26 protein-coding genes are annotated in these 25,107 nt (G+C 72.1%); 14 read left to right on the forward strand and 12 right to left on the reverse strand.

Going from position 1 to position 25,107, the window contains the following annotated elements; genetic code table 11:
* Positions 1 to 110: 110 nt before the first annotated feature.
* The 4 genes from ACWPOB_RS10060 to ACWPOB_RS10075 all read left to right on the forward strand — a co-directional run bounded on the left by ACWPOB_RS10060 (position 111) and on the right by ACWPOB_RS10075 (position 6,719).
* Complete coding sequence (locus tag ACWPOB_RS10060) at positions 111 to 1,151, forward strand: metal ABC transporter solute-binding protein, Zn/Mn family (RefSeq protein ID WP_455400719.1); 1,041 nt, start codon at positions 111 to 113, stop codon at positions 1,149 to 1,151.
* Between the two features lie 135 nt (positions 1,152 to 1,286).
* Positions 1,287 to 2,099, forward strand: coding sequence for a metal ABC transporter ATP-binding protein (locus ACWPOB_RS10065; protein WP_202917110.1), 813 nt, complete (start codon positions 1,287 to 1,289; stop codon positions 2,097 to 2,099).
* Entirely contained in the window at positions 2,096 to 3,010 is a 915-nt protein-coding gene (locus ACWPOB_RS10070; RefSeq protein ID WP_455400720.1) for a metal ABC transporter permease, read from the forward strand. Before ACWPOB_RS10065 ends, ACWPOB_RS10070 begins: the two co-directional genes overlap by 4 nt.
* Positions 3,011 to 3,062: 52 nt before the next feature.
* Positions 3,063 to 6,719 carry a hydantoinase B/oxoprolinase family protein gene (locus ACWPOB_RS10075; protein ID WP_455400721.1) on the forward strand — a complete coding sequence of 1,219 codons (3,657 nt, stop codon included), beginning with the start codon at positions 3,063 to 3,065 and terminating at the stop codon, positions 6,717 to 6,719.
* On the opposite strand, the gene ACWPOB_RS10080 is transcribed toward ACWPOB_RS10075, so the two are convergent.
* Positions 6,707 to 7,972 carry an MFS transporter gene (locus ACWPOB_RS10080; protein ID WP_455400722.1) on the reverse strand — a complete coding sequence of 422 codons (1,266 nt, stop codon included), beginning with the start codon at positions 7,970 to 7,972 and terminating at the stop codon, positions 6,707 to 6,709. The genes ACWPOB_RS10075 and ACWPOB_RS10080 overlap by 13 nt on opposite strands.
* 266 nt (positions 7,973 to 8,238) lie before the next feature.
* On the opposite strand from ACWPOB_RS10080, the gene ACWPOB_RS10085 reads away from it, so the two are divergent.
* Together ACWPOB_RS10085 and ACWPOB_RS10090 are read left to right on the forward strand one after the other, a co-directional pair.
* The gene (locus ACWPOB_RS10085) at positions 8,239 to 8,670 is read left to right on the forward strand and encodes an STAS domain-containing protein (protein WP_100058514.1); all 432 of its coding nucleotides are present in this window, start codon (positions 8,239 to 8,241) and stop codon (positions 8,668 to 8,670) included.
* 49 nt (positions 8,671 to 8,719) lie between these two features.
* The gene (locus ACWPOB_RS10090) at positions 8,720 to 9,589 is read left to right on the forward strand and encodes a 5-oxoprolinase subunit C family protein (RefSeq protein ID WP_455400723.1); all 870 of its coding nucleotides are present in this window, start codon (positions 8,720 to 8,722) and stop codon (positions 9,587 to 9,589) included.
* Positions 9,590 to 9,601: 12 nt separating this feature from the next.
* Here the strand turns inward: ACWPOB_RS10090 and ACWPOB_RS10095 are convergent, their stop codons facing one another.
* The 6 genes from ACWPOB_RS10095 to carD all read right to left on the reverse strand — a co-directional run bounded on the left by ACWPOB_RS10095 (position 9,602) and on the right by carD (position 14,285).
* On the reverse strand, positions 9,602 to 10,087 hold the full coding sequence (locus tag ACWPOB_RS10095) for a hypothetical protein (RefSeq protein WP_455400724.1): 486 nt from the start codon (positions 10,085 to 10,087) through the stop codon (positions 9,602 to 9,604).
* A gap of 144 nt (positions 10,088 to 10,231) precedes the next feature.
* Entirely contained in the window at positions 10,232 to 11,194 is a 963-nt protein-coding gene (gene rlmB / locus ACWPOB_RS10100; protein ID WP_455400725.1) for a 23S rRNA (guanosine(2251)-2'-O)-methyltransferase RlmB, read from the reverse strand.
* Entirely contained in the window at positions 11,194 to 12,588 is a 1,395-nt protein-coding gene (cysS, locus tag ACWPOB_RS10105) for a cysteine--tRNA ligase (RefSeq protein WP_029540772.1), read from the reverse strand. Before cysS ends, rlmB begins: the two co-directional genes overlap by 1 nt.
* A gap of 11 nt (positions 12,589 to 12,599) precedes the next feature.
* A complete protein-coding gene (gene ispF / locus ACWPOB_RS10110; protein ID WP_455400726.1) occupies positions 12,600 to 13,076 on the reverse strand; it encodes a 2-C-methyl-D-erythritol 2,4-cyclodiphosphate synthase in 477 nt (158 codons plus the stop codon).
* Entirely contained in the window at positions 13,077 to 13,769 is a 693-nt protein-coding gene (ispD, locus tag ACWPOB_RS10115) for a 2-C-methyl-D-erythritol 4-phosphate cytidylyltransferase (protein WP_100058143.1), read from the reverse strand.
* 27 nt (positions 13,770 to 13,796) lie between these two features.
* Positions 13,797 to 14,285 carry an RNA polymerase-binding transcription factor CarD gene (gene carD, locus ACWPOB_RS10120; RefSeq protein WP_003935974.1) on the reverse strand — a complete coding sequence of 163 codons (489 nt, stop codon included), beginning with the start codon at positions 14,283 to 14,285 and terminating at the stop codon, positions 13,797 to 13,799.
* Positions 14,286 to 14,572: 287 nt separating this feature from the next.
* Here carD and ACWPOB_RS10125 point away from each other — a divergent pair, with 287 nt between their 5' ends.
* From ACWPOB_RS10125 to dinB, 3 genes are all read left to right on the forward strand, one after another.
* Complete coding sequence (locus ACWPOB_RS10125; RefSeq protein WP_100058144.1) at positions 14,573 to 15,211, forward strand: copper chaperone PCu(A)C; 639 nt, start codon at positions 14,573 to 14,575, stop codon at positions 15,209 to 15,211.
* Positions 15,212 to 15,303: 92 nt separating this feature from the next.
* On the forward strand, positions 15,304 to 16,722 hold the full coding sequence (gene radA, locus ACWPOB_RS10130) for a DNA repair protein RadA (RefSeq protein ID WP_455400727.1): 1,419 nt from the start codon (positions 15,304 to 15,306) through the stop codon (positions 16,720 to 16,722).
* Positions 16,723 to 16,747: 25 nt separating this feature from the next.
* Positions 16,748 to 17,995, forward strand: a complete 1,248-nt coding sequence (dinB, locus tag ACWPOB_RS10135; protein ID WP_455400728.1) for a DNA polymerase IV — start codon at positions 16,748 to 16,750, stop codon at positions 17,993 to 17,995.
* A gap of 9 nt (positions 17,996 to 18,004) precedes the next feature.
* On the opposite strand, the gene ACWPOB_RS10140 is transcribed toward dinB, so the two are convergent.
* Positions 18,005 to 18,565, reverse strand: coding sequence for a PaaI family thioesterase (locus ACWPOB_RS10140; RefSeq protein ID WP_100058175.1), 561 nt, complete (start codon positions 18,563 to 18,565; stop codon positions 18,005 to 18,007).
* 97 nt (positions 18,566 to 18,662) lie between these two features.
* On the opposite strand from ACWPOB_RS10140, the gene disA reads away from it, so the two are divergent.
* Complete coding sequence (gene disA / locus ACWPOB_RS10145) at positions 18,663 to 19,748, forward strand: DNA integrity scanning diadenylate cyclase DisA (RefSeq protein ID WP_006947908.1); 1,086 nt, start codon at positions 18,663 to 18,665, stop codon at positions 19,746 to 19,748.
* Between the two features lie 36 nt (positions 19,749 to 19,784).
* On the opposite strand, the gene ACWPOB_RS10150 is transcribed toward disA, so the two are convergent.
* Positions 19,785 to 20,546 carry a hypothetical protein gene (locus ACWPOB_RS10150; protein ID WP_455400729.1) on the reverse strand — a complete coding sequence of 254 codons (762 nt, stop codon included), beginning with the start codon at positions 20,544 to 20,546 and terminating at the stop codon, positions 19,785 to 19,787.
* A gap of 58 nt (positions 20,547 to 20,604) precedes the next feature.
* Positions 20,605 to 21,231 carry a carbonic anhydrase gene (locus ACWPOB_RS10155; protein ID WP_100058177.1) on the reverse strand — a complete coding sequence of 209 codons (627 nt, stop codon included), beginning with the start codon at positions 21,229 to 21,231 and terminating at the stop codon, positions 20,605 to 20,607.
* A gap of 95 nt (positions 21,232 to 21,326) precedes the next feature.
* Here ACWPOB_RS10155 and ACWPOB_RS10160 point away from each other — a divergent pair, with 95 nt between their 5' ends.
* Complete coding sequence (locus ACWPOB_RS10160; RefSeq protein WP_455400730.1) at positions 21,327 to 22,217, forward strand: A/G-specific adenine glycosylase; 891 nt, start codon at positions 21,327 to 21,329, stop codon at positions 22,215 to 22,217.
* On the opposite strand, the gene ACWPOB_RS10165 is transcribed toward ACWPOB_RS10160, so the two are convergent.
* Entirely contained in the window at positions 22,218 to 22,958 is a 741-nt protein-coding gene (locus ACWPOB_RS10165) for an alpha/beta fold hydrolase (protein WP_100058864.1), read from the reverse strand.
* 32 nt (positions 22,959 to 22,990) lie between these two features.
* Here ACWPOB_RS10165 and ACWPOB_RS10170 point away from each other — a divergent pair, with 32 nt between their 5' ends.
* Both ACWPOB_RS10170 and ACWPOB_RS10175 read left to right on the forward strand, forming a co-directional pair.
* Positions 22,991 to 23,317: an antibiotic biosynthesis monooxygenase family protein gene (locus ACWPOB_RS10170; protein WP_006947900.1), complete on the forward strand. Its 327-nt coding sequence runs from the start codon at positions 22,991 to 22,993 to the stop codon at positions 23,315 to 23,317.
* 10 nt (positions 23,318 to 23,327) lie between these two features.
* Complete coding sequence (locus ACWPOB_RS10175) at positions 23,328 to 23,831, forward strand: DUF1990 family protein (RefSeq protein WP_100058866.1); 504 nt, start codon at positions 23,328 to 23,330, stop codon at positions 23,829 to 23,831.
* A 79-nt stretch (positions 23,832 to 23,910) separates the two neighbouring features.
* On the opposite strand, the gene ACWPOB_RS10180 is transcribed toward ACWPOB_RS10175, so the two are convergent.
* Entirely contained in the window at positions 23,911 to 24,351 is a 441-nt protein-coding gene (locus tag ACWPOB_RS10180) for an OsmC family protein (RefSeq protein WP_006947898.1), read from the reverse strand.
* Between the two features lie 110 nt (positions 24,352 to 24,461).
* On the opposite strand from ACWPOB_RS10180, the gene ACWPOB_RS10185 reads away from it, so the two are divergent.
* Entirely contained in the window at positions 24,462 to 25,079 is a 618-nt protein-coding gene (locus ACWPOB_RS10185; RefSeq protein ID WP_100059172.1) for a YrhK family protein, read from the forward strand.
* Positions 25,080 to 25,107: the final 28 nt, after the last annotated feature.

The raw sequence follows: 25,107 nt of genomic DNA on the forward strand, positions 1-25,107 counted from the left end.
GGGGCGCCGATCCGGACATCCGCTAAAGTGGAACGGTAACGGTTTCCAATAAGGTGGGAACCGCGACATCCCCGGCCGTCCGGCCGAACGTGATCACAGGAGATGGAACCGTGCGACTGCCCCGCCGAATGCGCGCCGCCACCGCGACCGTGGGCTTGACCTGCGCCGCCGCGCTCACCCTCGCCGCCTGCGGCAGCGACTCGGGGGACGGGGCGGACACCGGCTCCGGCGAGATCCGCATCGTCGCCTCCACCAACGTGTGGGGCTCGGTCGCGCAGGCCGTCGCCGGGGACCGCGCCCAGGTGCAGTCGCTGATCACCGAGCCGTCCGCCGACCCGCACTCGTACGAGGCCAGCCCCGCCGACGCCGCCGCCGTCAGCGACGCCACCCTCGTCGTCTACAACGGCGGCGGCTACGACCAGTTCGTCGACGACATCCTCGAGTCCACCGGAACCGACACCGCCACGGTCGACGCCCTCGCGCTGTTCGAGTCCGGCACCGGAAGCGACCTCGAGGACGGCCACGACCACTCGGCCGGCACCGCACCCGAAGGCGACACCCACGAGGGTGAGTCCCATGCCGCCGAGGAAGGCGACGCGCACGCCGGGCACGACCACAGCGGCATCAACGAGCACGTCTGGTACGACCTGGCCGCCGCCGACGCCGTCGCGCACACCGTCGCCGACCGGCTGGCCGAACTGGATCCGGCCGGGGCCGACACCTACCGCGCCAACGCCGAGGCCTTCCACTCGCAGCTGCACGAAGTCACCGACGTGACCGCCGAGATCGCCGCCGCGCACGCGAACACCCCCGTCGCGCAGACCGAATCCATCGGCTACTACCTCCTCACGTCCGCGAAGCTCGAGGACCGGACGCCCGCCGACTTCACCAATGCCGTCGAGAACGGCACCGACCCGTCGCCCGCCGCGATCGCCGCGACCCGGCAGCTGCTCCTCGACAAGCAGGTCGCCGTCCTGCTCCACAACCCGCAGACCGAGGACAAGGTCAGCCGCGACATGCGGGCGACCGCGGAATCCGCGGGCATCCCCGTCGTCGAAGTTGTGGAGACCCTGCCCGCGGGCGTGGACTACATTCAGTGGCAGAAGCAGACGGCCGAGGCGCTCGCCGCCGCCCTCGACGCCGCCCGCTGACCCTTCGAGCAGGGCAAGGACATCACTCCCGTGACCACACCGGCCGACGTCACACCGGGCGGCACCGCCGCGGCACCGGGCGCGCCCGCCACGGCCGCCGGCCGCACCGCCGCCGTCGAACTCCGCGACGCCCGCATGGCCTTCGGCGACCGCGTCCTGTGGCGGGGCCTCGATCTCACCGTCGAGCCCGGCGAGTTCGTCGCGGTGCTCGGCCCCAACGGGGCGGGCAAGTCGACGCTGCTGAAGGTCCTGCTCGGTCAGCTACCTCTCAGCGGTGGCACCGCCACGATCGCCGGCGCGCCCGCCCGCACGGGCAACTCGCACGTCGGCTACGTGCCGCAGCAGAAGTCGCTCGACGAGGGCGTGCCCCTGCGCGGCCGCGACCTCGTCGGGCTCGGCGTGGACGGCCATCGCTGGGGCACCGGCCTGCGCTACTGGAAGACCCGCCGCAGCGCCGTCGACGCCGCGATCCGGCAGGTCGGCGCCGAAACCTACGCGAACGCCCCGATCGGCTCCCTCTCCGGCGGCGAACAGCAGCGGCTGCGCATCGCGCAGGCCCTCGTCGGCGACCCGCGGGTCATGCTCTGCGACGAACCGCTGCTCAGTCTCGACCTGGCCAACCAGCACCTGGTGTCGTCCCTCATCGACCGCCGTCGCCGCGAACACGGCACCGCCGTCCTGTTCGTCACCCACGAGATCAATCCGATCCTGCCCCTGGTGGACCGCGTGCTGTATCTCGTCGACGGGCAGTTCCGCATCGGCACCCCCGCCGAGGTGATGACCTCCGAGGTGCTCTCCGAGCTGTACCGCACCGACGTCGAGGTCCTCGAGATCCGCGGCCGTCTCGTCGTCGTCGGCACCGGCGACGCCATCGACGCGCTCGGCAGCGCCGGCGGGCTGCGCCCCGGCGAGGGCGTCCACCACGACCACCACGAGGATCAGCATTGAGCAGCAAGTTCACCGACGCGATGGGCCGGATGTTCGACGTGCAGGCCACCGTCGACCTGCTCCAGTACGACTTCGTGCAGCAGGCCCTGCTGGCCGGCGCGATCCTCGGCCTGCTCGCGGGCGTGATCGGGCCGCTGGTGATCAGCCGTCAGATGGCATTCTCCGTGCACGGCACCTCCGAGCTCTCGCTCACCGGTGCCGCCGCTGCCCTGATCATCGGCGTCTCCGTCGGGCTCGGCGCCGTGCTGGGGGCGGTGGTGGCGGCCATCCTCTTCGGTGTCCTCGGCACCCGCGCCCGTGAACGCGACTCCGTCATCGGCGTCGTCATGGCGTTCGGGCTCGGTCTGGCCGTGCTGTTGCTGTGGGCCTACGACGGCCGCACCGGCGCCGCGTTCTCCCTCCTCACCGGCCAGATCGTCGCGCCGGGCGGCACGGGCATCGCGCTGCTCGCCGCCTGCGCCGTCGGCGTCGTCGGCACCATGCTGTTCATCTACCGCCCGCTGCTGTTCGCCAGCACCGACCCCGAGGTCGCCGCCGCGCGCGGGGTGCCGGTGCGGGCGCTGTCCATCGTCTTCGCCGTGCTGGTCGGAATCACCGCCGCCCTCGGCGTGCAGATCGTCGGGGCCCTGCTGGTGATGGCGCTGCTCATCACCCCGGCCGCCGCGGCGGCCCGGGTGGCCGGCGGCCCGCTCGCCGCGACGGTGCTGGCCGTGATCTTCGCGGAGGTCTCCGCGGTCGGTGGGATCCTGCTCGCCCTCGCGCCCGGCGTGCCGGTCTCCGCGTTCATCACGGCGATCGCGTTCGTCATCTATCTCGTGTGCCGGGGAATCGGCGCGGCCCGCACCCGGCGCGGCACCGGACGCAGGGCGCCCGCGCCGGCCCCGGACAGGGCCGCGGCCGTCACCGCCTGAGCCCGGGAGCGGCGGTCTGGGCCGTCCCGCACCCGGTGGCTAACCTGCTGTCATGGCGACAGCGGAGCAGGCGAGCGAACGAGACCGGACACCCGGGCGCTGGGAGTTCTGGGTGGACCGCGGCGGCACCTTCACCGATGTCGTCGCCCGCCGGCCCGACGGCGCCCTGGTCACCCACAAGCTGTTGTCGGAGAACCCGTCCCGGTACCGGGACGCGGCCGTCGCCGGGATCCGGGAGCTGCTCGGGGTGCCCGCCGGCGAACCCGTCACCGCCGACCTCGTCGAGCAGGTGCGCATGGGTACCACCGTCGCGACCAACGCACTGCTCGAGCGCAAGGGCGACCGGACCGCCCTGGTGATCACCGCCGGTTTCCAAGACGCGCTGCGCATCGGCTACCAGAACCGCCCGCGGATCTTCGAGCGCAACATCGTGCTGCCCGAACTGCTGTACGAGCGGGTGCTCGAGGTCGACGAACGCATCCGGGCCGACGGCACGGTGCTGCGTGCCCCCGACCTCGACCGGCTCGAGCGGGACCTGAGGCGGGTACGCGACGACGGCATCGACTCCGTCGCCGTGGTGTGCATGCACAGCCACCTGTACCCGCAGCACGAGCACGCGATCGGTGAGCTCGCCGAGCGCCTCGGCTTCGGGCAGATCTCGCTGTCCGCGGTCGCCAGCCCGCTGATGAAGCTCGTGCCCCGCGGCGACACCACCGTCGTCGACGCGTACCTCTCGCCCGTGCTCCGCCACTACGTGGACCGCGTGGCCGAGGAACTGCCGGGCGTGCGGCTGATGTTCATGCAGTCCAACGGCGGGCTCACCGAGGCGATGCACTTCCGCGGCAAGGACGCGATCCTCTCCGGTCCGGCCGGGGGCATCGTCGGCATGAGCCGGATGTCGGCGCTGGCCGGGTTCGACAAGGTGATCGGGTTCGACATGGGCGGCACGTCGACGGACGTGTCGCACTTCGCCGGGGAATACGAGCGCGTCTTCCACACCGTCGTCGCCGGGGTGCGGTTGCGTGCCCCCATGATGGACATCCACACCGTCGCCGCCGGCGGCGGCTCGATCCTGCACTTCGACGGCAGCCGGTACCGGGTGGGGCCCGATTCCGCCGGCGCCGACCCCGGCCCGGCCTGCTACCGCGGCGGCGGCCCGCTCACCGTCACCGACGCCAACGTCATGCTCGGCCGCGTGCAGCCCGCGCACTTCCCGCACGTGTTCGGCCCCGGCGGCGACGAACCGCTGGACGACGAGACGGTGCGGGCCCGGTTTGCCGCCCTGGCCGCCGAGATCCGCGAGGCGACCGGCGACGACCGCAGCCCCGAGGAGGTCGCCGCCGGCTTCCTGCAGATCGCGGTCGCGAACATGGCCAACGCCGTCAAGCGCATCTCGGTGCAGAAGGGACACGACGTCACCGAGTACGCGTTGACGACCTTCGGCGGCGCCGGCGGGCAGCACGCCTGCGCGGTGGCCGACTCGCTCGGCATCCGGACCGTCCTCGTGCCGCCGCTGGCCGGTGTCCTGTCCGCGCTCGGCATGGGTCTCGCGGACACCACCGCGATGCGCGAGCAGTCCGTCGTCGTCGAACTGAACGCCGAGGCGATGCCGCGCCTGCGCGACGTCGCCGCCGAACTCGAGGCCGCGGCGCGTGCGGAACTGCTCGACGAGGACGTGCCCACCGAACGCATCGACGTGGCCCTCCGGGCACACCTGCGCTACGACGGCACCGACACGTCCGTGCCCGTCGCGCTCGCCGACCCGGCGACGATGACCGCGGAGTTCGAGGCCGTGCACCGGCGCACCTACTCCTTCCTCATGGACCGTCCGCTGATCGTCGACGCCGTCGCGGTCGAGGCCGTCGGGGCGACGCGCCGGCCCGACCTGTCCGGGCTCGGACGCGGCCGCAGCGACGACGGCGGCGCACCCGAGCCCACCCGCCCGCCGCGCGGCACCGTCCGGATGTTCGTCGACGGCGCGTGGCGCGATGCCCCCCTGCATCGTCGCGAGCACCTCTCCCCCGGCGACGCCGTGGCCGGCCCGGCAATCGTCGCGGAGGACAACTCGACCACCGTCGTCGAGGCCGGCTGGGCGGCGACGATGTCGGAGCAGGGCCATCTCGTGCTCACCCGGGTGCACGCCCACGACGACACGGCGGTGAGCACCCACGCCGACCCGGTGATGCTCGAGATCTTCAACAACCTGTTCATGTCGATCGCCGAGCAGATGGGCACCACCCTCGAATCCACCGCGCAGTCGGTGAACATCAAGGAGCGCCTCGACTTCTCGTGCGCGCTGTTCGATCCGGACGGAAACCTGATCGCGAACGCGCCGCACATCCCCGTCCATCTCGGCTCGATGGGCACGAGCGTGCAGGAGGTGGTGCGCCGCCGGCACGGGTCGATGAAGCCGGGTGACGTGTACGCGGTCAACGACCCGTACCACGGCGGTACCCACCTGCCGGACGTCACGGTGATCACGCCCGTCTTCGGCCCCGGGCCGGACGGGTCCGGCGAGCACATCCTCTTCTTCGTCGCCTCCCGCGGTCACCACGCCGAAATAGGCGGATCGACACCGGGTTCCATGCCCTCCGGCAGCCACGACATCCGCGAGGAGGGCGTGCTGTTCGACAACTGGCTGCTCGTCGAGAACGGAACCTTCCGGGAGGCCGACACTCGCGCGCTGCTCACCGGCGGTCCGTACCCGTCCCGGAACCCGGACACCAACCTCGCGGACCTGCGCGCACAGATCGCGGCCAACGCCCGCGGGGTGGTCGAGGTGGGCCGGATGATCGACCACTTCGGTCTCGACGTCGTCCAGGCCTACATGCGCCACGTGCAGGACAACGCCGAGGAGGAGGTGCGCCGCGTCGTCGACCGCCTCCACGACGGCGAGTACCGCTACGAGATGGACTCCGGTGCGGTGATCGCGGTGCGGGTCACCGTCGACCGGCAGGCGCGCTCGGCGACGATCGACTTCACCGGCACGTCACCGCAACTCGCCTCGAACTTCAACGCGCCCTCGTCCGTCACGCGGGCCGCGGCGCTGTACGTCTTCCGCACGCTCGTCGCCGACGACATCCCCCTCAACGACGGGTGCCTGCGTCCGTTGCACATCGTCGTCCCCGACGGGTCGATGCTCGCCCCCGAGTTCCCCGCCGCCGTCGTCGCGGGCAACGTCGAGACGTCGCAGGCCGTCACCGGCGCGCTCTACGCGGCGCTGCGGGTGCAGGCCGAGGGCGCCGGCACGATGAACAACGTCACCTTCGGCAACGAGCGATACCAGTACTACGAGACGCTCGGCTCCGGGTCGGGCGCCGGCGAGGGGTTCGACGGGACGTCGGTGGTGCAGACCCACATGACCAACTCGCGACTCACCGATCCGGAGGTACTGGAGTGGCGCCTTCCGGTGTTGCTGGAGGCCTTCACGATTCGTCACGGCAGCGGCGGCGACGGCCGGTGGCGCGGCGGCGACGGCGCCGTGCGCCGGCTCCGGTTCCTCGAGCCGATGACCGTCAGCACGCTCTCCGGGCACCGGCGCGTGCCGCCGTACGGGATGGCCGGTGGCGAGCCGGGAGCCCTGGGCAGCAACCGCATCGAGCGCGCCGACGGCACCGTCACCCGCATGGCCGGCTGCGACTCCGTCGAGGTCGGGATCGGTGACGTGCTCGTGGTCGAGACGCCGGGCGGGGGCGGCTACGGCCGGTAGGACGAACGGGACTCCGGGGTGGGATCCAGTTCCCGCAGGACGGGCAGCGCGAAACACACCGCGGCGACGAACATCATCGGCAGGGCCAGCGCGAAGAACGTCGTCCGCACACCCGTCGCGTCGATCAGGGGCCCGGCGACCAGGATCCCGACCGGGCCCGCCGCGTACGCGGTCGAGGTCATCACACCGACGACGCGGCCGCGCATGTGCTCCGGGCTGCGGGTCTGCATGGCCCAGTTCCCGATCGGCCCCACCGGGCCGAACACCAGGCCGATGAGGACGCCCAGCAGCACGAGGACCCCCAGCGGCGGCAGGAACGCCATGCCGGTCGTCGCCGCGCCCAGCACCGTGACCGCGACGAGCATCAGGCTGCGGCGCCGCAGGCGCGGTGCGAAGGCGCCGTAGGCCAGGGCACCCACCAGGCCACCGACGCTCAGCGACATCAGCACCCAGCCGAGCTGAGCGGGTGCGTCCAGGCCGGTGAAGTAGGCGGGCAGCAGCACCGACTCGATCGGCAGGAACAGCGCCATGATGACCATGTCGACCAGCGCGAGCGTGCGCAGCAAGCGGTCGCGCCACACGAACCGCAGCCCCTCGAGGGTGCCGGCCCACAGCGAGGCGGGCCGGGTGGCCCGGTCGGGCCGGCCGGCGTGCTCGAGCCGGAGGAAGGCGACGGTGACGAGGGAGAGCACGAAGCACGCCGACGTCACCCACAGGGTGTTCTCGGGACCGACCGCCGCGATGAGGACACCGCCGACACCCGGTCCGATCAGATAGGCGAGGTTGTAGTTCGCCTCGTAGAGGCTGTTGACGCGGTCCAGCGACCACCCGGCGGCGCGGGTCGCCGCCGGCAGCATCGACTCCCGCGCCGAGATTCCCGCCGGGTCGAACACGGCACCGAGCGCCGCGAGCGCGGCGAGCAGGGGCACCGAGAGTCCGACGGTGGCCGCGAGCACGGGGATCGTCGCGACCGACAGCGCCGAGAGCGCATCCGAGACCACGGCGGTGCGCCGCCGGCCGAACCGGTCCACGACGGTCCCGGTGAGCAGGCTTGCCAGCAGCAGCGGCACGGTGGCCGCGCCCGCGACGATCGCCGCGTCGGTGGCCCGGCCGGTCTGCTCGAGCACCAGCCACGGCAACGCGACGACTACGATGCCGTTGCCGGTGGCGGACAGCAGGGTGGCGATGTTGAGGAGGATCAGCGGCGCGAAGCGGCGGGTGGTCCGGTCGAGGGTGGTCACGGCGGTCGGCATTCATTCGGAGGAGGCGGTGCCGCGACGCTAGCAGGAGCACGGCGGCCGGCACGAGCGATTTTCGGGCGGCTGAGCGGTCGGCTGAGCGCAGTCCGGTCTGCTCCTTTTCCAGGCGTTTCCCGCGCCGTTATTTCATCGCTATCTTTTCGAGATCATTTCGCTACGGCTCACGCCCCGGGGCCGTTATCGAACAGCGACATGCTTGCTTTTGCGAAACAGCGTCGGATCCACGGCGTCGAGACATCCCGAGCGAAAGGTTCGTGCCGATGATCGACCCCGCTACTCCCGAGACTTCGTCCGATTCCCCCGCACCGTCGCCGGCCTTCGGAGCCACCCTGTCGGAACGTTCCGGATACGCCGTGCTGTCGGTCGCCGGCGAGGTCGACATGACCACCGCGCACCTGCTGCGCTCCGCGCTCGACAACGCCCATCGCGGACGTGCCCTCGTCGCCGACATGGGCGGTGTCACCTTCTTCGGCGCGGTGGGCCTCACGATCCTCCTGCGCGCGACCTCCGCCCATCCCGGCACCGTCGCCGTCGTCGCCCCGGCAGGACGCGTCCGCCGGACGATCGCCGCGGCCGGGGTCCGCTCCCGCCTGAATCTGCACGACAACCTCGATTCGGCCGTCGGCTCCCTGGTTTCGGCCGTCGGCTCACTGGTCACCGCCGTCGATCCGCCCTGCTCCGCGGCGAGCTGATTCGCGAAGACGCCCCCGGCACCCCCGCCGTTCCGGGGACAATTTCCCCATGCAGGGGCTCGAAGTCGTCCACAGCGGGATGTTCACCACCGTCCAGGACCGCGGCCGGCCGGAACACGAGGACCGCGGGCTGGGCACGTCCGGCGCCGCCGACCGCGCGGCGCACGACGCCGCCAACCGGCTGGTCGGCAACGAGCCCACCGCCGCGACCCTCGAGATCGCCGCCGGCGGGCTGACCGTGCGCAGCATCGGCGCGAACGTCGTCGCGGTGACGGGCGCCCGCGTGCCGGTGACCGTCGACGGCCACCCCGAGGCCGACTACGCGATGCTGAGGCTGAACGACGGTGACGTGCTGGCCCTGGGCAGCCCGTCGAGCGGGCTGCGCTCGTACCTGGCGGTGCGCGGCGGAATCGACGTGCCCGAGACCCACGGCAGCCGGTCCACCGACACCCTGACCGGGACCGGCCCCGCCCCGCTCAGGGACGGTGACCGGCTACCGGTCGGCACCCTGGCGGGCGAGCTGCCCATCGAGGAGCAGATCCCGCCACCGGCCCCGATCGAGGATCCGGCGATGCTGCGTGTGCGTCTGAGCCGGCACTCCGAGGTGTTCAGCGCCGGTTCGGTGCACGCGCTGCTGCACGAGACATGGACCGTGACGCCGCAACTGGACCGCGTCGGCATCCGGTTGCACGGCCCGGGCAGGCTGCATCTCGCGCGGGGCGGGACCGACCGCCCGGAGCCGACCGTCGCGGGCTCGGTGCAGGTCCCCCCCGACGGCAACCCCATCCTGTTCCTGGCCGACCATCCCGTCGTCGGCGACCACCCGGTGATCGCCGTCGTCGTGCCCGCCGATCTTCCCGTCGCCGCGCAGCTCGAGCCGGGGCACCGGGTGCGGTTCGTCGCCACCCTCACGCGGTGACTCCGAAACCGGTCAGGACACCGCCGCATCGGACGACGACCGGACCGCGAGGCCCGGGCCCGCAACGACGTGTTCCTCGACGCGATTGTCCCGCACGGTGATTCGTCGCAACGTGCCGGCCGGCGTGCGAACGTCGACCGTGCCGTCGAGCACGTGGTCGAACGTGAAACCCGCGCATCCGGACGGGACCGTCGCACGCGGGCCCCGCGACGCGCGGCGCAACCGCGCCCGGCGCGAGAGGAAGGTGTCGATCAGGTAGGCCAGCCACTCCGTGTAGAAGTAGAAGCAGTCGCCGCCGTTCCACACGAGTGCGGTGCCGTCGGCGGTGGGCACCCACTGGCACCACGACAGCGGGCGCCCCCGCCTGGGCAGTCCGTCGGCGGGCGACCGGTGCGGGCCACTCGCCGGGCCGGCGAACGCGACGAGAAAGTCGATCTCGTGCCGGTTCAGCGGAGGATCGATCTCGATCCGTCCGGTGAATTCGGTTCGATGTGCCATGTGTCCCCCGTCCGCGGTCGATCGCTCTACCCGATTCGACGCAGTCGGGGACGGAACCGTTCCCCGGAACATCCGGCCGCGTGGTCCCCGGTCGGCCGCCACCTCGATCGGTGTCGCGGCCGACCGTCGGCGCGGATCCGGGGACTACTGCAGGCGGCGCTGACGCGCGATGTCCGCGAGCACGACGCCGGCGGCGACGGACGCGTTGAGCGACTCCACGTCGCCGGCCATCGGGATCGACAGGATCGAGTCGCACGTCTCGCGGACCAGGCGCGAGAGCCCCTTGCCCTCGGAGCCGACGACGATCACCACCGGATCGGTGCCGTCGAAGTCGTCGAGGTTGGTGTCGCCCCCCGCATCCAGCCCGACGACCCGGACGCCCCGGGACTGCCACTCCTTGAGGGTGCGCGTCAGGTTCGTCGCCCGGGCGACGGGGAGGCGGGCCGCGGCACCCGCGCTGGTCCGCCACGCCACCGCCGTGACCGCGGCGCTGCGCCGCTGCGGGATCAGCACGCCGTGCCCGCCGAACGCGGCCACCGACCGGATCACCGCGCCGAGGTTCCGCGGATCGGTGATGTTGTCGAGGGCCACCAGCAGCGGCCGCTCGTGGTTGTCGTGGGCGACGGCCAGCAGGTCGTCCGGATGGGCGTAGCGGTACGGCGGGACCTGCAACCCGATGCCCTGGTGCATGCCGTTGGCGGTGAGACGGTCGAGCTCGCCGCGCGGAACCTCGAGGATCGAGATGCCCGCGTCCCCGGCCCGCTGCACGGCCTCCTTGAGCCGCTCGTCCGCCTCGGCACCGACCGCGACGTACAGCGCCGTTGCGGGAACGTCCGCGCGCAGGCACTCCACGACCGGGTTGCGGCCGAGCACCATCTCGGGACCGTCCTCGCCCTTGCGGCCGGCGGTGCTGCGGCCGCGCTTGTCGGTGGCCTTCGCCGCGGCGCGGGCGCGCCGCGCGGCGGGATGGTACGGCCGGTCCTCGGCCTTGGGGGTGGCCCCGCGGCCCTCGAGGCCGCGGCGGCGCTGCCCGCCGGACCCGACGACCTGGCCCTTCTTGGTGCCGCCCTTGCGGACCGCACCTCGTCGCTGAGAATTACCAGCCATCACTGCCCTGCTTTCAGGGACCACTCGGGTCCGTTCGGCGTATCGGTCACCTCGATGCCCGCCGCCGTCAATCGATCGCGCACCTCGTCGGCGAGCGCCCAGTTCTTCGCGGCCCGCGCCGCCTGCCGGCGGTCGAGTTCGGCGGCCACCAGCACCTCGAGGGCCTCGAGGGCCGCCGAGTCGCGGCCGGCCACCTCGGCCCAGTGCGGGTCGAGCGGGTCCACCCCCAGGATGCCAAGCATGGCGCGTACCTGCGCGGCGATGTGCACCGCGGTGTCCAGGTCGCCGGCGTCGAGCGCCTTGTTGCCCTCGCTGCGCCGGCCGTGGATCTCGGCGAGCGCCTTCGGCACGCCGAGGTCGTCGTCGAGCGCCGCGGCGAACTCCTCGGTCCACGTTCCTACCGGGATGTCGCCGGCCCGGTCCCGGGTCTTGAGGACGAACGCCTCGAGGCCGCGGTACCCGGCCGCCGCCTCGTGCAGCGCGGCGTCGGAGTATTCGAGCATGGACCGGTAGTGGGCGCTGCCCAGGTAGTACCGCAGCTCCTGGGGCCGCACCCGGGCGAGCACGTTCGGGATGGACAGCACGTTGCCGAGCGACTTGGACATCTTCTCGCCGCCCATCGTGACCCAGCCGTTGTGCAGCCAGTACCGCGCGAACCCGTCGCCGGCGGCCTTGGCCTGGGCGATCTCGTTCTCGTGGTGCGGGAAGACGAGATCCATTCCGCCGCAGTGGATGTCGAAGGACTCGCCGAGGTAGTACTCGGCCATCGCGGAGCACTCGAGGTGCCAGCCCGGGCGGCCGCGGCCCCACGGCGTCGGCCACGACGGCTCGCCCGGCTTCGCCGCCTTCCACAGGGTGAAGTCCCGCGGATCCCGCTTGCCGCTCCCCGCACTCTCCCCCTGATGGACGTCGTCGATCCGGTGGCCCGACAGCCGGCCGTACTCGGGGTAACTGAGCACGTCGAAATAGACGTTGCCGTCGGCCGCGTAGGCGTGCCCGGCGTCGATCAGGCGCTGCATCAGCTCGACCATCTGGGTGACGTGACCCGTCGCGCGAGGCTCCACGGACGGCGGCAGCACACCGAGCTGGTCGTAGGCGCGGGCGAAGGCCCGCTCGTAGGTCGTCTTCCACTCCCACCAGGGCCGGCCCGCCTCGGTGGCCTTGCGCAGAATCTTGTCGTCGATGTCTGTGACGTTTCTCACAAAGGCGACATCCAGGCCCTTCGCCATGAGCCAGCGCCGCAGCACGTCGAAGGCGACGCCGCTGCGCACATGACCGATGTGGGGCTCACCCTGGACCGTCGCGCCACAGAGATACACCGAAGCCCGGCCGGGGACCAGCGGAACGAAATCCCGCACGGCCCGCGATTCGGTGTCGAACAAGCGCAAGGTCACGACCGGCCATCCTACCGGTCGTCGTCGCGCGGAAACACGAGTGCCGTCGCGACGGCCGCGACGCCCTCGCCGCGCCCGGTCAGGCCGAGGCCGTCCGTCGTCGTCGCCGACACCGACACCGGCGCCCCGAGCACCTCGGACAGCACCCGCTGCGCCTCGTCGCGGCGGGGACCGATCTTGGGCCTGTTCCCGATCACCTGGACGGCGGCATTCCCGATCGCGAAGCCCCCGCCGTCGAGCAGGCGCCGCACCTCGGCGAGCATGGACGCGCCGCTCGCGCCGTCCATCTCCGGCCGGCCGGTGCCGAAGACGGAACCGAGGTCGCCGAGACCGGCCGCGGAGAGCAGGGCGTCGCACAGCGCGTGGGCCGCGACGTCACCGTCCGAATGCCCCGCACACCCGTCGGCGTCCTCGAACAACAGACCGGCCAGCCAGCACGGCCGTCCGGGCTCGATCGGATGGACATCGGTTCCGATCCCGACGCGCACTCAGCTCTCCTGTTCGACGGGGGCCCCGGCCGCGAGCACGGCGCGGGCCAGGACCAGATCGAGCGGTGTGGTGATCTTGAAGGCGAGCGGTTCGCCCGGGACGGTGTACACGCCCTCGCCGAGGCGCTCGACGAGACCGGCGTCGTCGGTCGCGTCCCCGGCGCCGGCGTTGGCGCGGCGCAACAGGCCGGCGTCGAATCCCTGCGGGGTCTGTACCGCCCGGAGGACGGACCGGTCGGGGGTGCCGGTGACACGGCCGTCGCGGTCGACGCTCTTGACGGTGTCCGCGACCGGCAGCACGGGGATCACCGCGGACCGTCCGCCGCGCAGTTCCACCACGATCCGGGCGAACAACCGCGGCGGAGTGAGGGCGCGTGCGGCGTCGTGCACCAGGACGTAGGCTGCGTCCTCCGCCGCCGCCAGTCCGGCGCGCACCGAATCGGTGCGTTCTGCGCCGCCCGCCACCACGCACACCCGCGCCGGCGCCGTGGCCGCGACGGACGCCACCAGCTCCGGCGGCACCACCACGACGACACGGTCGACCACCGCCGAGGCCAGCATGGCCTCCACCGCCCGGTCCAGCATCGTGCGCCCGTCGAGTTCGACGAACGCCTTGGGCAGCGATTCGCCCAGACGTACACCACGGCCGGCCGCCGGAATGATTCCGACGACCGGCCCGTTGCGATCGTTCATCTGTAATTCTGCAGTTCGCGTGGCCGCTCAGGAAGCGGCGGCGAGCACCTCGTCCAGCAGGCTGTCGGCCTTGACGTCGTCCGTGCCCTCCGCGAGCGCGAGCTCGCCGACGAGGATCTGCCGCGCCTTGGCCAGCATCCGCTTCTCACCTGCGGACAGGCCGCGGTCCTGCTCCCGCCGCCACAGGTCGCGCACGACCTCGGCGACCTTGTTCACGTCTCCGGAGGCCAACTTCTCGAGGTTGGCCTTGTACCGCCGCGACCAGTTGGTCGGCTCTTCGGTGTGCGGTGCACGCAGCACCTGGAAAACCTTGTCGAGGCCTTCTTGCCCGACCACGTCGCGAACACCGACGTATTCCGCATTATCCGCAGGTACCCGAACCGTCAGGTCGCCCTGGGCGACTTTCAGAACCAGATATTCCTTCTGCTCACCCTTGATGGTGCGCGTTTCGATAGCTTCGATCAGCGCCGCACCGTGATGGGGGTATACGACGGTATCTCCGACCTTGAAAATCATGTGTCCCGTGCCCCTTTCGATTCTTCGAGTTTAACACGTGCTTACGTCCGGCTCTTATCAACGGCGCAGGTCAGGGGCACAGACGCGTGCGCGTAGGACTTGACAGCCAACTGGTTACGTGCATCCGGTGATGTTCGACACATCACCCGGAGCGGCCCCTCGCAGCCCCGCGGACGCGGCCCGAGCGGGACGAAAGCCCCGACTTCTGCCCCCGGCGCAGACTCGGCGCCGTTCGACTACTACTCTGCCTAGTGGATTGCGAGCCTTACTCGAGTGGAGGACAACCCGTGACTGCTCCCAAAGCGCCGACTCGCCGAGTCGCGACCGCTCTCGCCCTGGCCGCGGGTGCGGCGCTCACGCTGTCCGCCTGCGGCGCCGGTCAGATCAGCCAGACCGCCACCCAGGTGGCCGCGGTCAACGGCAACAGCGCCGAGCTCGGAAACATCGCGCTGCGCAACGTGCACGTGATCTACCCGGACTCCGAGGAGTACAGCCTCGAACCCGGCGGCAAGGCCGCGCTCGGCTTCACCGTGGTGAACCTGAGCGAGACCACCCCCGACGAGCTGACCCGCATCACCACCGACTTCGCGTCCTCCGCCACCGGCGTGTCCGGCCTGCGCATCGAGCCGCAGGCCTCGATCTCGGCCGGCCTGACCGGTGAAGCCCTCGCCGAGGACGCGACCGCCGAGGCCTCGACCGACGAGTCCCCGCGTCCCGCCGAGGCCGCCGAGTCATCCGACACCCCGTCCGTGGCCCAGGTCGAGCTCACCGGACTGAAGGAGGGCGTGCGCCCCGGCCTGACCATCCCGGTCACGTTCACCTTCGCCGAGGCCGGCGACGTCACCATGCAGGTCCCGGTCGACGCCGGCACGGACGTCGAGCGCAACGTCTCCGAGAAGTCGCCGGTCGAGGGCGAGGGTCACTGACCGGCACCCCCGAGGCACCCGGGGCCCGGGGCGAGCACTCCGCTCGCCCCGGGCCCCGTTTTCGTGTCGGCCCCCGGCCCTAGGCTGACGCGGTGGCAAAGACGAAGTCGATCTACCGCTGCACCGACTGCGGGCACACCGTCGCGAAATGGGTCGGCCGCTGCCCCGAGTGCGGGACGTGGGGTTCGATGGACGAGGCGCCGGCCCTGCCCGCCGCGGTGTCGTCGCGGCCCGGCACCTCGCTCGCCCGCGCCGGGGCCTCGGCAGTTCTCCCCACGACCCCGGCCACGCCGCTGACCCTCGTCGACAGCCGGACCACCCACGCGAAGCCCACCGGCATCGAGGAACTCGACCGGGTGCTCGGCGGCGGCGTCGTTCCCGGCTCGGTGGTGCTGCTCGCCGGGGAGCCCGGCGTGGGCAAGTCCACCCTGCTGCTCGAGGTGGTCCACCGCTGGGCGCGGCGCGGCAGCGACGACCGGGCCCTCTACGTCACCGGGGAGGAATCGGCGGGACAGGTACGGTTGCGCGCCGACCGCACCGGTTCGGTGCACGAACGCGTCTTCCTCGCCGCCGAGTCGGATCTGGCGACCATCCTCGGACACATCGAGCAGGTCAAGCCGACGCTGCTGGTGGTGGACTCCGTGCAGACGATGCTCGCCGCCGACGTGGAGGGCGTGTCCGGCGGCGTCACCCAGGTCCGGGCGGTGACCAGCGCGCTGACCTCCCTCGCCAAGGCCAGCGGCGTCCCGGTGCTGCTCATCGGGCACGTCACCAAGGACGGTGCGGTGGCGGGTCCGCGTTCGCTCGAGCATCTGGTCGACGTGGTGCTGCACTTCGAGGGCGACAAGCACTCCACCCTGCGCATGGTGCGGGGTGTGAAGAACCGCTTCGGCGCCGCCGACGAGGTGGGCTGCTTCGAACTGACCGAGGGCGGCATCGTCGGTGTCAGCGACCCGTCGGGCCTGTTCCTGCACCATCGGACCGAGGAAGTGGCCGGCACGGCCGTCACGGTCACCATGGACGGCAAGCGGCCGCTGCTCGGCGAACTGCAGGCGCTGGTGGTGCCGACGCAGAACCCCGCACCCAGGCGCGCGGTCAGCGGCCTGGATGCGGCACGGGTCGCGATGGTGCTGGCGGTACTCGAGCGGCGATGCCGGCTGCCGCTCGGCAAGTGCGACGTCTACGCCTCGACCGTCGGCGGCATGCGCATCACCGATCCGGCCGCAGATCTGGCCCTGGCCCTGGCGGTCGCGTCGGCCGCACGTGAGCGCCCCCTGCCGCCGGGCACAGTGCTGCTCGGCGAGGTCGGCCTCGCCGGCGAGGTCCGCCGGGTCACCGGGGTCGGGCGACGCATCGCGGAGGCGGGGCGGCTCGGATTCACCCGCGCGATCGTGCCGCACGAACCCGCGGCGGCCCCGGCGGGCGGCCGCACGTCGCGGTCCCCGGCCTCCGACGGGGATCCGATCGAGGTCGGCAACGTCGGTCAGGCGCTCGCCGCGCTGGGCATGTAGACGTGTCGGCACCGGGTGCGAACATGTGTTCGTGTCCGGTCACGCGACCATCCTGCACGCCGACCTCGACTCGTTCTACGCGTCGGTCGAGCAACGCGACGACCCGGGCCTGCGCGGCCGGCCCGTGATCGTGGGCGGGGGTGGCGTCGTGCTCGCCGCCAGTTACGAGGCCAAGGCCTGCGGCGTCGCGACGGCCATGTCCGGGCGCGCCGCCCGCGCCCTGTGCCCGGCGGCGATCCTCGTTCCTCCCCGCATGCACGCGTACGCACGGGCCAGCCGCGCCGTGTTCACGGTGTTCGAGCAGACCACGCCGCTCGTCGAGGCCGTCTCCATCGACGAGGCCTTCCTCGATGTCGCCGGGCTGTGGCGAATCGGCGGCACCCCGGCGGACATCGCGGCCCGGCTGCGGCGCGACGTCGCCGAACAGGTGGGGCTGCCGATCACGGTGGGGGTGGCCCGGACCAAGTTCCTCGCGAAAGTCGCGAGCGGCGTCGCCAAGCCGGACGGGCTGCTGGTGGTGCCTCCCGACCGGGAACTAGAGTTCCTCCACCCGCTGCCTGTCGAACGACTGTGGGGCGTCGGCAAGGTCACCGCCGCGACCCTGCACGCGCACGGCATCCGCCGCGTGGCCGACATGGCGCGGGAGAGCGAGGCCGAGCTCGTCGCCCTGCTCGGCAAGTCCATGGGACGTCACCTGCATGCGCTCGCGCACGGGCACGATCCGAGACCGGTCCGCCCCCACCACCGGCGCCGGTCCATGGGCGCGCAGCACGCCCTCGGCCGGCCCCACAGCGCCGCCGGACACGATCCCGAGAAGGTCGACGCGACGCTGCGGATGCTGGTGGAACGGGTCACCGGCCGCATGCGCGCGGCCGGGCGGCCCGGTCGCACCGTGGTGCTGCGCCTGCGCTTCGCCGACTACACGCGGGTGACGCGGTCGCACACGCTGCGCGGACCCACCGCCCGGACCGACGTCGTCCTCGGCGCCGCGCGGGAACTGCTGGTCCAAGCGGGGCCGCTGGTCGCCGACCGGGGGCTGACCCTGATCGGCGTGGCCGTGTCGAATCTCGACTCCGCGGACACCGAACAGCTCGAGCTGCCGTTCGACGAACCGGCCGCCGAAGGTGCGGCGGCCGGCCATCCGCCCGTCGACCGCCACGCGCTGGACGCCGTGCTCGACGATGTGCACGGCCGGTTCGGCACGCGCGCACTCACATCGGCCTCACTGCTCGGCCGGCGTCCGCACCCGGCCGTTCCCCTCCTGCCGGAGTGATTGCGGCGGCTACACGGACGAGGTGCCGTGCGGCGACCTGGGTACCCCGTCGACGAAGTCCTTGGCCTTGTCGAAGTGCTGTGCACCGACGGTGACGAACAACCCGCGCGACGTCGCGACGACGACGTCCGGGTCGGCGAACGGTCCCTCGACGATGCGGGCCTCCGCGCTGGTGTACACCTTGCGGCGCACCGTCCCGTCGATCCGGGCGCGCAGCTCGAGCACCGATCCGAGGGGGATGGGCTCGGCGAAGTCGATCTGCAGGTGGCCGGTGACGACGGGCCGGCGCAGCACCATGCACGCCATGCCCTGCGCCTCGTCGAACGCCGTGGTCAGGATCCCGCCGTGGATGAAGCCGGGACCACCCTGGTAGCGGTTCGCGACGTCGAGCATGCCGGTGATCTCGAGACCCTCGCCGAACGTGAACTGCATCGCCATTCCCGCGGGCTGGTCGTCGCCGCAACCGAAGCACTTGCTCCAATGAGACGGAATCGGCGCGCCCGCCCCGGGATGGTCGTCGGGAAGCTTGGGAAGGGTGAGGTCGTCGGGCAGGGTCCAGGTACCGCTCATGGGGCAGTAATCTAGTCGGCGGTTCGGTCGGCTCCCCCGAGCGGACCGACACGAAGTGACGTTCGCCGCACCGGCCGGACACGGGAAGGATCCATCGATGACCGATGTGGCACCGTCCGTGACGCTGCGCGAGACCATCGCCCGGCTCGCGCCCGGCACCGCCCTGCGCGACGGTCTCGAGCGCATCCTGCGCGGCCGCACCGGGGGCCTGATCGTTCTCGGGTTCGACGACGACGTGGCAGCGCTGTGCGACGGCGGCTTCGAACTGGACGTGGAGTTCGCCCCCACCCGGCTGCGGGAGCTGTCGAAGATGGACGGCGCGGTCGTGGTGTCCACCGACGGCGGCCGCATCGTCAGAGCCAACGTGCAGCTGGTACCCGATCACCGGATCCCCACCGTCGAGTCCGGCACGCGGCATCGCGCCGCGGAGCGCACCGCGATCCAGACGGGCTACCCGGTGGTGTCGGTGAGCCAGTCGATGAGCATCGTGACCGTCTACGTCGACGGCCAGCGGCACGTGATCAACGATTCGGCGACCATCCTCTCCCGCGCCAACCAGGCCGTCGCGACGCTCGAGCGCTACAAGTCGCGGCTGGACGAGGTCACCCGGCAGCTGTCGGTGGTGGAGATCGAGGACTTCGTGACGCTGCGCGACGCGCTCACCGTCGCACAGCGGCTCGAGATGGTGCGCCGCGTCTCGGTGGAGATCGAACAGGAGGTGCTCGAACTGGGCACCGACGGCCGGCAGCTGGCACTGCAGCTCGAGGAGCTGGTGGGCGACAACGACCTGGCCCGGCAGCTGATCGTGCGGGACTATCTGGCCGGCACCGAGGCGCCGCAGCTCGTCGCCGTCGAGCAGACCCTCGCCGCGCTGGATCGGCTCACCGACGTCGATCTGCTGGATCTGACGACGTTGGCGCGCGTGTTCGGGTATCCGGGCACGATCGAGGCGCTGGACGCGGCGACGAGTCCGCGCGGTTACCGCGTGCTGCATCGGGTGCCGCGGCTGCAGTCGTCGCAGATCCATCGGCTGGTCGGCTCGTTCGGGAGCCTGCAGGGCCTGCTGGCGGCGACGGCGGCGGACCTGCAGTCCGTGGAGGGCATCGGCGGGCTCTGGGCCCGCTACATCCGCGAAGGGCTGTCGCGGCTGGCGGAATCGTCGATCAGCGGCCCGTACGACTGATCCGCGACCGCGGCGCGGTCGGGCGACGTCGGCCCGTCAGGCGATGTTGAACGGCTCGGGCGTGCTGCGCAGGCCCCCGAGCTGGCCGACCACCGTGTAGGCGCCGGCCGGAACCCGCTCCCGCGGCGCCTGGCAACCGGGCTCGGAGGTCGTTCCGGACCACTTCACCGCGAAGGCGGCCTGCCCACCCGGCGGCAGCTCGCGCACATCCGCGGTGGACTCGGGGAAGCAGTCGGTGTTCGACCACAGCCGCCGGCTGCCGTCGAGCGAGAAGACCAGCACCTGCTGCAGGCCCGCGCCGAGGTCGCGCTCGCAGGCGGTCGTGCCGATGTTCGTGATGACGATGGTGAACTCGGGCTCCTCGCCCAACTGGTAGTTGGGCCGGTCCGCGGTCACCCGCACGGCGAGCGACTGGTCCGGGCACTGCCCGGCCGCGACGGCGGACGCACTCGCCGCCGCGGAACCCGAGGACCCGGCGGACCCCGACGTCGTGCTCGACTGGGACGACCCAGACTGGGACGACCCCGAATCGGAACCACCGGAGGACCCGCCGGGGCCGGCGGCGGCGACGCCGTCGGCCTCGTCGCTCCCGGTGCTGCTGGTGGGTGTGCGGGTGGTGCTGGTCTCGGACGTCAAGACGCCGGCGGCCGCCGGGTCGGGCTCCGGGTCGTCGCCCCCGCCGGTCAGGGACAGGACGAGCCACACGACGAGCGCGAGCACGACCACGCCGACACCCACGGCGAGCGCGCGTCGACGCCAGTAGATCTCGGGGGGCAGCGGCCCGGTCGGTTCAAGCACGCCTCACACGGTATGTGCCACCGGCGAGGCGCCGCCGCACCGAAGTCGGCGTGTCGCGTCAGTCGACGGTCACACCGATGTCGCCGACGTGCCCCTGCAACTGGACGTGACCGTCGGAGAGCTTGTAGGTCACGCCCGCGATGGCGCACTGCCCGTTGGCGATGCGCTCGGCGATGATCTGGGACCGCTGGCTGAGCAGCTTCCCGGTCTCCACCACGTGGCGGCCCTCGAGCTCGTCGACCGTGGACAGCCCGTCGTTGCGGCCCATGAGGATCGACGGCGCAACGCGCTCGACGATGTCCCGGATGAATCCCGGCGGAATCTCGCCCTTGTCGAGGGCGTCCAGGGTGGCCTTGACCGCGCCGCAGCTGTCGTGACCGAGCACGACGATCAGCGGCACGTTCAGCACGCCGACCGCGTACTCGATCGAGCCGAGCACCGCGCTGTCGATCACGTGCCCGGCGGTGCGCACGACGAACATGTCGCCGAGGCCCTGGTCGAAGATGATCTCGGCGGCCACCCGCGAGTCGCCGCATCCGAAGAGCACCGCGATGGGGTGCTGCTCGTTGACGAGGGTGGCACGGTGGTCGATGCCCTGGCTGGGGTGCAGCGGGGTACCACTGACGAACCGCTGGTTACCCTCGGTCAGGGCCTTCCACGCGGATATGGGGTTGGAGTTCGGCATAAGGGCATTATCCATCCCTTACTGTGACGCATCCCGCTCGGTGGAGTTACCGCGGGGCTAAATCGGGCCGACAACGGGACGGGAGGATGTGAGAGATGCCGGTCGACGCGACCGCCCTGCTGCGCTGGTACGCCACCGAGGCGAGGGATCTGCCGTGGCGCGAGGAGGGCGTCACCGGCTGGCAGATCCTGATGAGCGAGGTGATGCTGCAGCAGACGCCGGTGGCCCGCGTGGCACCGATCTGGCTGGAGTGGGTGCAGCGGTGGCCGGTGCCGTCGATGATGGCCGCCACGAGCCAGGCCGACGTGCTGCGCGCCTGGGGCAGGCTCGGATATCCGCGCCGGGCGCTGCGGCTGCACGAGTGCGCCGGGGTCCTGGCCACCGAGCACGGCGACGTGGTCCCTGCCGACGTGGACGTGCTGCTGTCGCTGCCGGGCATCGGCGCATACACGGCGCGGGCGGTCGCCTGTTTCGCGTACGGCCGGCGCGTCCCGGTGGTGGACACGAACGTCCGTCGCGTCGTCGCGCGGGCGGTGCACGGTGCCGCCGAACCCGGTAATCCGTCGGTCACCCGGGACCTGGCCGACGTCGAGTCGCTCCTGCCGCGCACCCGCGAGCGGGCGGCGACGTTCTCCGCAGCCCTGATGGAACTCGGTGCGACGATCTGCACGGCCCGCTCGCCCGACTGCGCCCGGTGCCCGCTGCCGCGGTGCGCGTGGGTGGAGGCCGGCCGGCCCGCCCACGACGGCCCGCCGCGACGGGTGCAGAAGTTCACGGGCACCGACCGTCAGGTGCGGGGCAAGCTGATGGCGGTGCTGCGCGAGAGCGACGTCCCGGTCGAACGGCCGGTGCTGGACCGGGTGTGGCTCACGGATCCGGGGCAGCGCGACCGGGCGCTGCACTCGCTGCTCGTGGACGGCCTCGTGGAACAGACCGACGACGGACGTTTCGCGCTCGCCGGCGAAGGCTTCGCCGGCCAGGCGTGATCAGGCGAGGGCGCGGAGGAATCGTTCGACCTCGGCGCGGTATTCGTCGGGGCGTTCGTCGTGCACCAGGTGCCCTGCGCCCGGAATCCGGGCGTACCGGGCCCCGGGATGCTCGTCGGCCATCCGCCGCATCTGCCCTGCGGGAGTGATGGTGAACTCCCCCTCGACGAGCAGGGCCGGCACCGAGATCGACCGCCACTGGTCCCAGAAGTGCCGGGCGCCCCACTCCTCGGAGATGTCGCGGAAGGTGGCCACCTCGCCGTGCAGGTACCAGCCGTCGGCGCGACGCTCGAAGGAGTCGAGGAAGTACCGGCCGGCGACGTCGCCGAAGTAGCCGACGACCGCCTCCTCGTCCGGGAACGGCTGCGGCCACCGCGCGATCATCGCGGCCCAGTCCGCGGCGGTGCGGCCCCGGAAGTCGGGGGCCATGTCCTCGACGACGAGCGCGGCCACCCGGTCGGGGTGCGCGGCGGCGAAGCACCACCCGTGCAGGGCGCCCATCGAGTGCCCGATCACCACCAGCGGTTCACCGATGCCGTCGAGGTACCCGGCGAGGTCTGCGACGAACGCCTCGGTGGTGAGCCGATCCGGGGCGGGACGGCCGTGGCCGGCGGCGTCGAAGGTGTGGACATGGCCGTGCGCGCGCAGCCACGGTAACTGCCGGCGCCACGTGCGGGAGCTGCCCATCAGGCCGTGCAGCAGCAGGATCGGCCGCCCGGAACCACCTTCGTCGTGCAACACAACCGCCAAGGTAGCGGAGTACGCTCGCCGCCATGGCAGTGGTGAAGATCAATGCAATCGAGGTCCCCGAGGGCGCCGGCCCGGAACTGGAGACGCGCTTCGCGCATCGCGCGCACACCGTGGAGAACTCGCCCGGCTTCCTCGGTTTCCAGCTCCTGCGGCCGGTGCAGGGCGAGACGCGCTACTTCGTGGTGACCCAGTGGGAGTCGGAGGAGGCCTTCGCGGCGTGGCGGGACGGCCCGGCCCGGCAGGCGCACGCGGGTGAGGCGAAGCGCCCGGTCGCGTCGGGGGCGTCGCTGCTCGAATTCGAGGTCGTGCTCGACGTCAAGGCCGCCGGCGAGGACACCGATCAGGGCTGAGCGCGCCGCCGTGAACGCGCAGCGCTCGTTCAACTACCCGCACGTCGGCGCCACGCGCGGCGCGGTTCCGGCAGGGTTCCGGCACGCGCACCTCACCCGCCGCCTCGGCTCGGGCGACGTCGCGTTCCGCACCGCCGTTCGGGCACTCGAAAGCTGGAACATGCAGCGGCATGCGGGGTTTCGCGTCGATGCGACAACTCCGCCACCGCGGGCGGGGCTGGAGGTACGGCTGGATCCACCGTTCGGTCCGGCGCGCTGGGGTGCGTGGTGCCGCGTGGTCTACGTCGTCGACGAGCCGGATCGCCGCGGTTTCGCGTACGGCACCCTCGACGGTCACCCCGTCAGCGGTGAGGAGGCGTTCGTCGTCGAGCGACGGCCCGACGGCGCGGTGTTCGGCCACATCAGCGCCGTCTCCCGCCCCGGCCGATGGTTCACCCGGCTCGGCGCGCCGGTCCTGCCGCTCGCTCAGCGGTGGATGATGGGCCGCTACCTCGACGCGCTCGCCAGCCGGTGACCCACACCGCGGGTGCGCGGGTGCCGGGGACGACACGGTCGTCGCCGCAGCGGGTGCGCACCCGCGGTGGTGGAATCGCTCAGGATTCGAGTGCCGCGTCGAGCGTGATGTCCACCCCGGTCAGTGCCTTGCTGACCGGACAGCCCTCCTTGGCCCCCTGCGCGGCCTTCGCGAACCCGTCGGCATCGAGGCCGTCGACCTCGCCGCGCACCGTCAGCTTGATGCCGGTGAGCCGGAAACCGCCGTCCGGGTCGGGGCCGAGCGAGACGTCGGCCGTGACGTCGAGGCTCTGCGGCGTGCCGCCGGCCTCGGCGATCAGCGCCGAGAGCTGCATCGCGTAGCACGACGAGTGTGCCGCGGCGATGAGCTCCTCCGGGCTGGTGGTGCCGCCGGCGTCCTCGGCGGCCCGCTTGGGGAACGAGACGTCGAACGTGGCGCGGCCGGAACTGGTGAGTTCGACCTGTCCGGCGCCGTCCTGCAGGCCACCGTTCCAGGCGGTGCGAGCGGTACGTGTGGGCATCAATCGGTCCCTTCGTCGTGGGGTGTTCTCCCCCGCCGAACCTACGCCACGTCGCGCGGCCCGGCTCCGGTTCCGCACGGCGGCGGGCCGCGCCCGCTACGTTCGCGGGTGTGTTCACCCGGCCGACGCTGCGCCGCGAATCGCGGCTGTTCGTCATCGGCTCCGCCCTGTTCGCCGCCGGTTCCGGCGGCGTGCTCGTCCTCCCCGCCGCCACCTCGAATCTGCTCTACTTCGTGGGCTCGTGGTTCTTCACCGCGGCAGCGACCGTGCAACTGCTGCTGACGCACCGCCCGCCCGCGGCGACGCGCGTGGACCGGTACGACTGGTGGTCGGCCGCGGTGCAGTGGGCGGGCACACTCGCATTCAACGCGAGCACCGGATTCGCGCTCGTCGCCGGCTTGACGGCGTCCGAGGAGCGGAACCTGGTGTGGCGGCCCGACGCCGTCGGCTCGGTGTGCTTCCTCGTCAGCAGCGCACTGGCGGTGGTGGCGACCACCGACACCGACGCGCTGTGGGATCCGCACGCCCGCAACTGGCGCAGCACGTGGCTGAACATGCTCGGTTCGCTCGCATTCGGCGCCTCGGCCGTCGGCGCCCACGTCGATCCGGCCGGCGAAACGCTCGCGCCGCGGCTCGCCGACCTCGGCACGTTCGTCGGGGCGGTGTGCTTCCTCGTCGCGGCGCTGTGGATGCGGCCCGCCGATCCGCCGGAACCGCATCGCACGTGAAGGCCCCGGGTCTCGGCAGGAGACCGGC

The sequence above is a fragment of the Rhodococcus sp. 2H158 genome (genome assembly GCF_053764755.1).

Bases quoted from the DNA above. Each gene is read 5' to 3' on its own strand.
- ACWPOB_RS10065 (WP_202917110.1), top strand. From the start codon at position 1,287: ATGGCCTTCGGCGACCGCGTCCTGTGGCGGGGCCTCGATCTCACCGTC.
- ACWPOB_RS10075 (WP_455400721.1), top strand. From the start codon at position 3,063: ATGGCGACAGCGGAGCAGGCGAGCGAACGAGACCGGACACCCGGGCGC.
- ACWPOB_RS10080 (WP_455400722.1), bottom strand. From the start codon at position 7,972: ATGCCGACCGCCGTGACCACCCTCGACCGGACCACCCGCCGCTTCGCG.
- ACWPOB_RS10085 (WP_100058514.1), top strand. From the start codon at position 8,239: ATGATCGACCCCGCTACTCCCGAGACTTCGTCCGATTCCCCCGCACCG.
- ACWPOB_RS10090 (WP_455400723.1), top strand. From the start codon at position 8,720: ATGCAGGGGCTCGAAGTCGTCCACAGCGGGATGTTCACCACCGTCCAG.
- ACWPOB_RS10095 (WP_455400724.1), bottom strand. From the start codon at position 10,087: ATGGCACATCGAACCGAATTCACCGGACGGATCGAGATCGATCCTCCG.
- rlmB (WP_455400725.1), bottom strand. From the start codon at position 11,194: ATGGCTGGTAATTCTCAGCGACGAGGTGCGGTCCGCAAGGGCGGCACC.
- ispD (WP_100058143.1), bottom strand. From the start codon at position 13,769: ATGAACGATCGCAACGGGCCGGTCGTCGGAATCATTCCGGCGGCCGGC.
- carD (WP_003935974.1), bottom strand. From the start codon at position 14,285: ATGATTTTCAAGGTCGGAGATACCGTCGTATACCCCCATCACGGTGCG.
- ACWPOB_RS10140 (WP_100058175.1), bottom strand. From the start codon at position 18,565: ATGAGCGGTACCTGGACCCTGCCCGACGACCTCACCCTTCCCAAGCTT.
- disA (WP_006947908.1), top strand. From the start codon at position 18,663: ATGACCGATGTGGCACCGTCCGTGACGCTGCGCGAGACCATCGCCCGG.
- ACWPOB_RS10155 (WP_100058177.1), bottom strand. From the start codon at position 21,231: ATGCCGAACTCCAACCCCATATCCGCGTGGAAGGCCCTGACCGAGGGT.
- ACWPOB_RS10160 (WP_455400730.1), top strand. From the start codon at position 21,327: ATGCCGGTCGACGCGACCGCCCTGCTGCGCTGGTACGCCACCGAGGCG.
- ACWPOB_RS10170 (WP_006947900.1), top strand. From the start codon at position 22,991: ATGGCAGTGGTGAAGATCAATGCAATCGAGGTCCCCGAGGGCGCCGGC.
- ACWPOB_RS10180 (WP_006947898.1), bottom strand. From the start codon at position 24,351: ATGCCCACACGTACCGCTCGCACCGCCTGGAACGGTGGCCTGCAGGAC.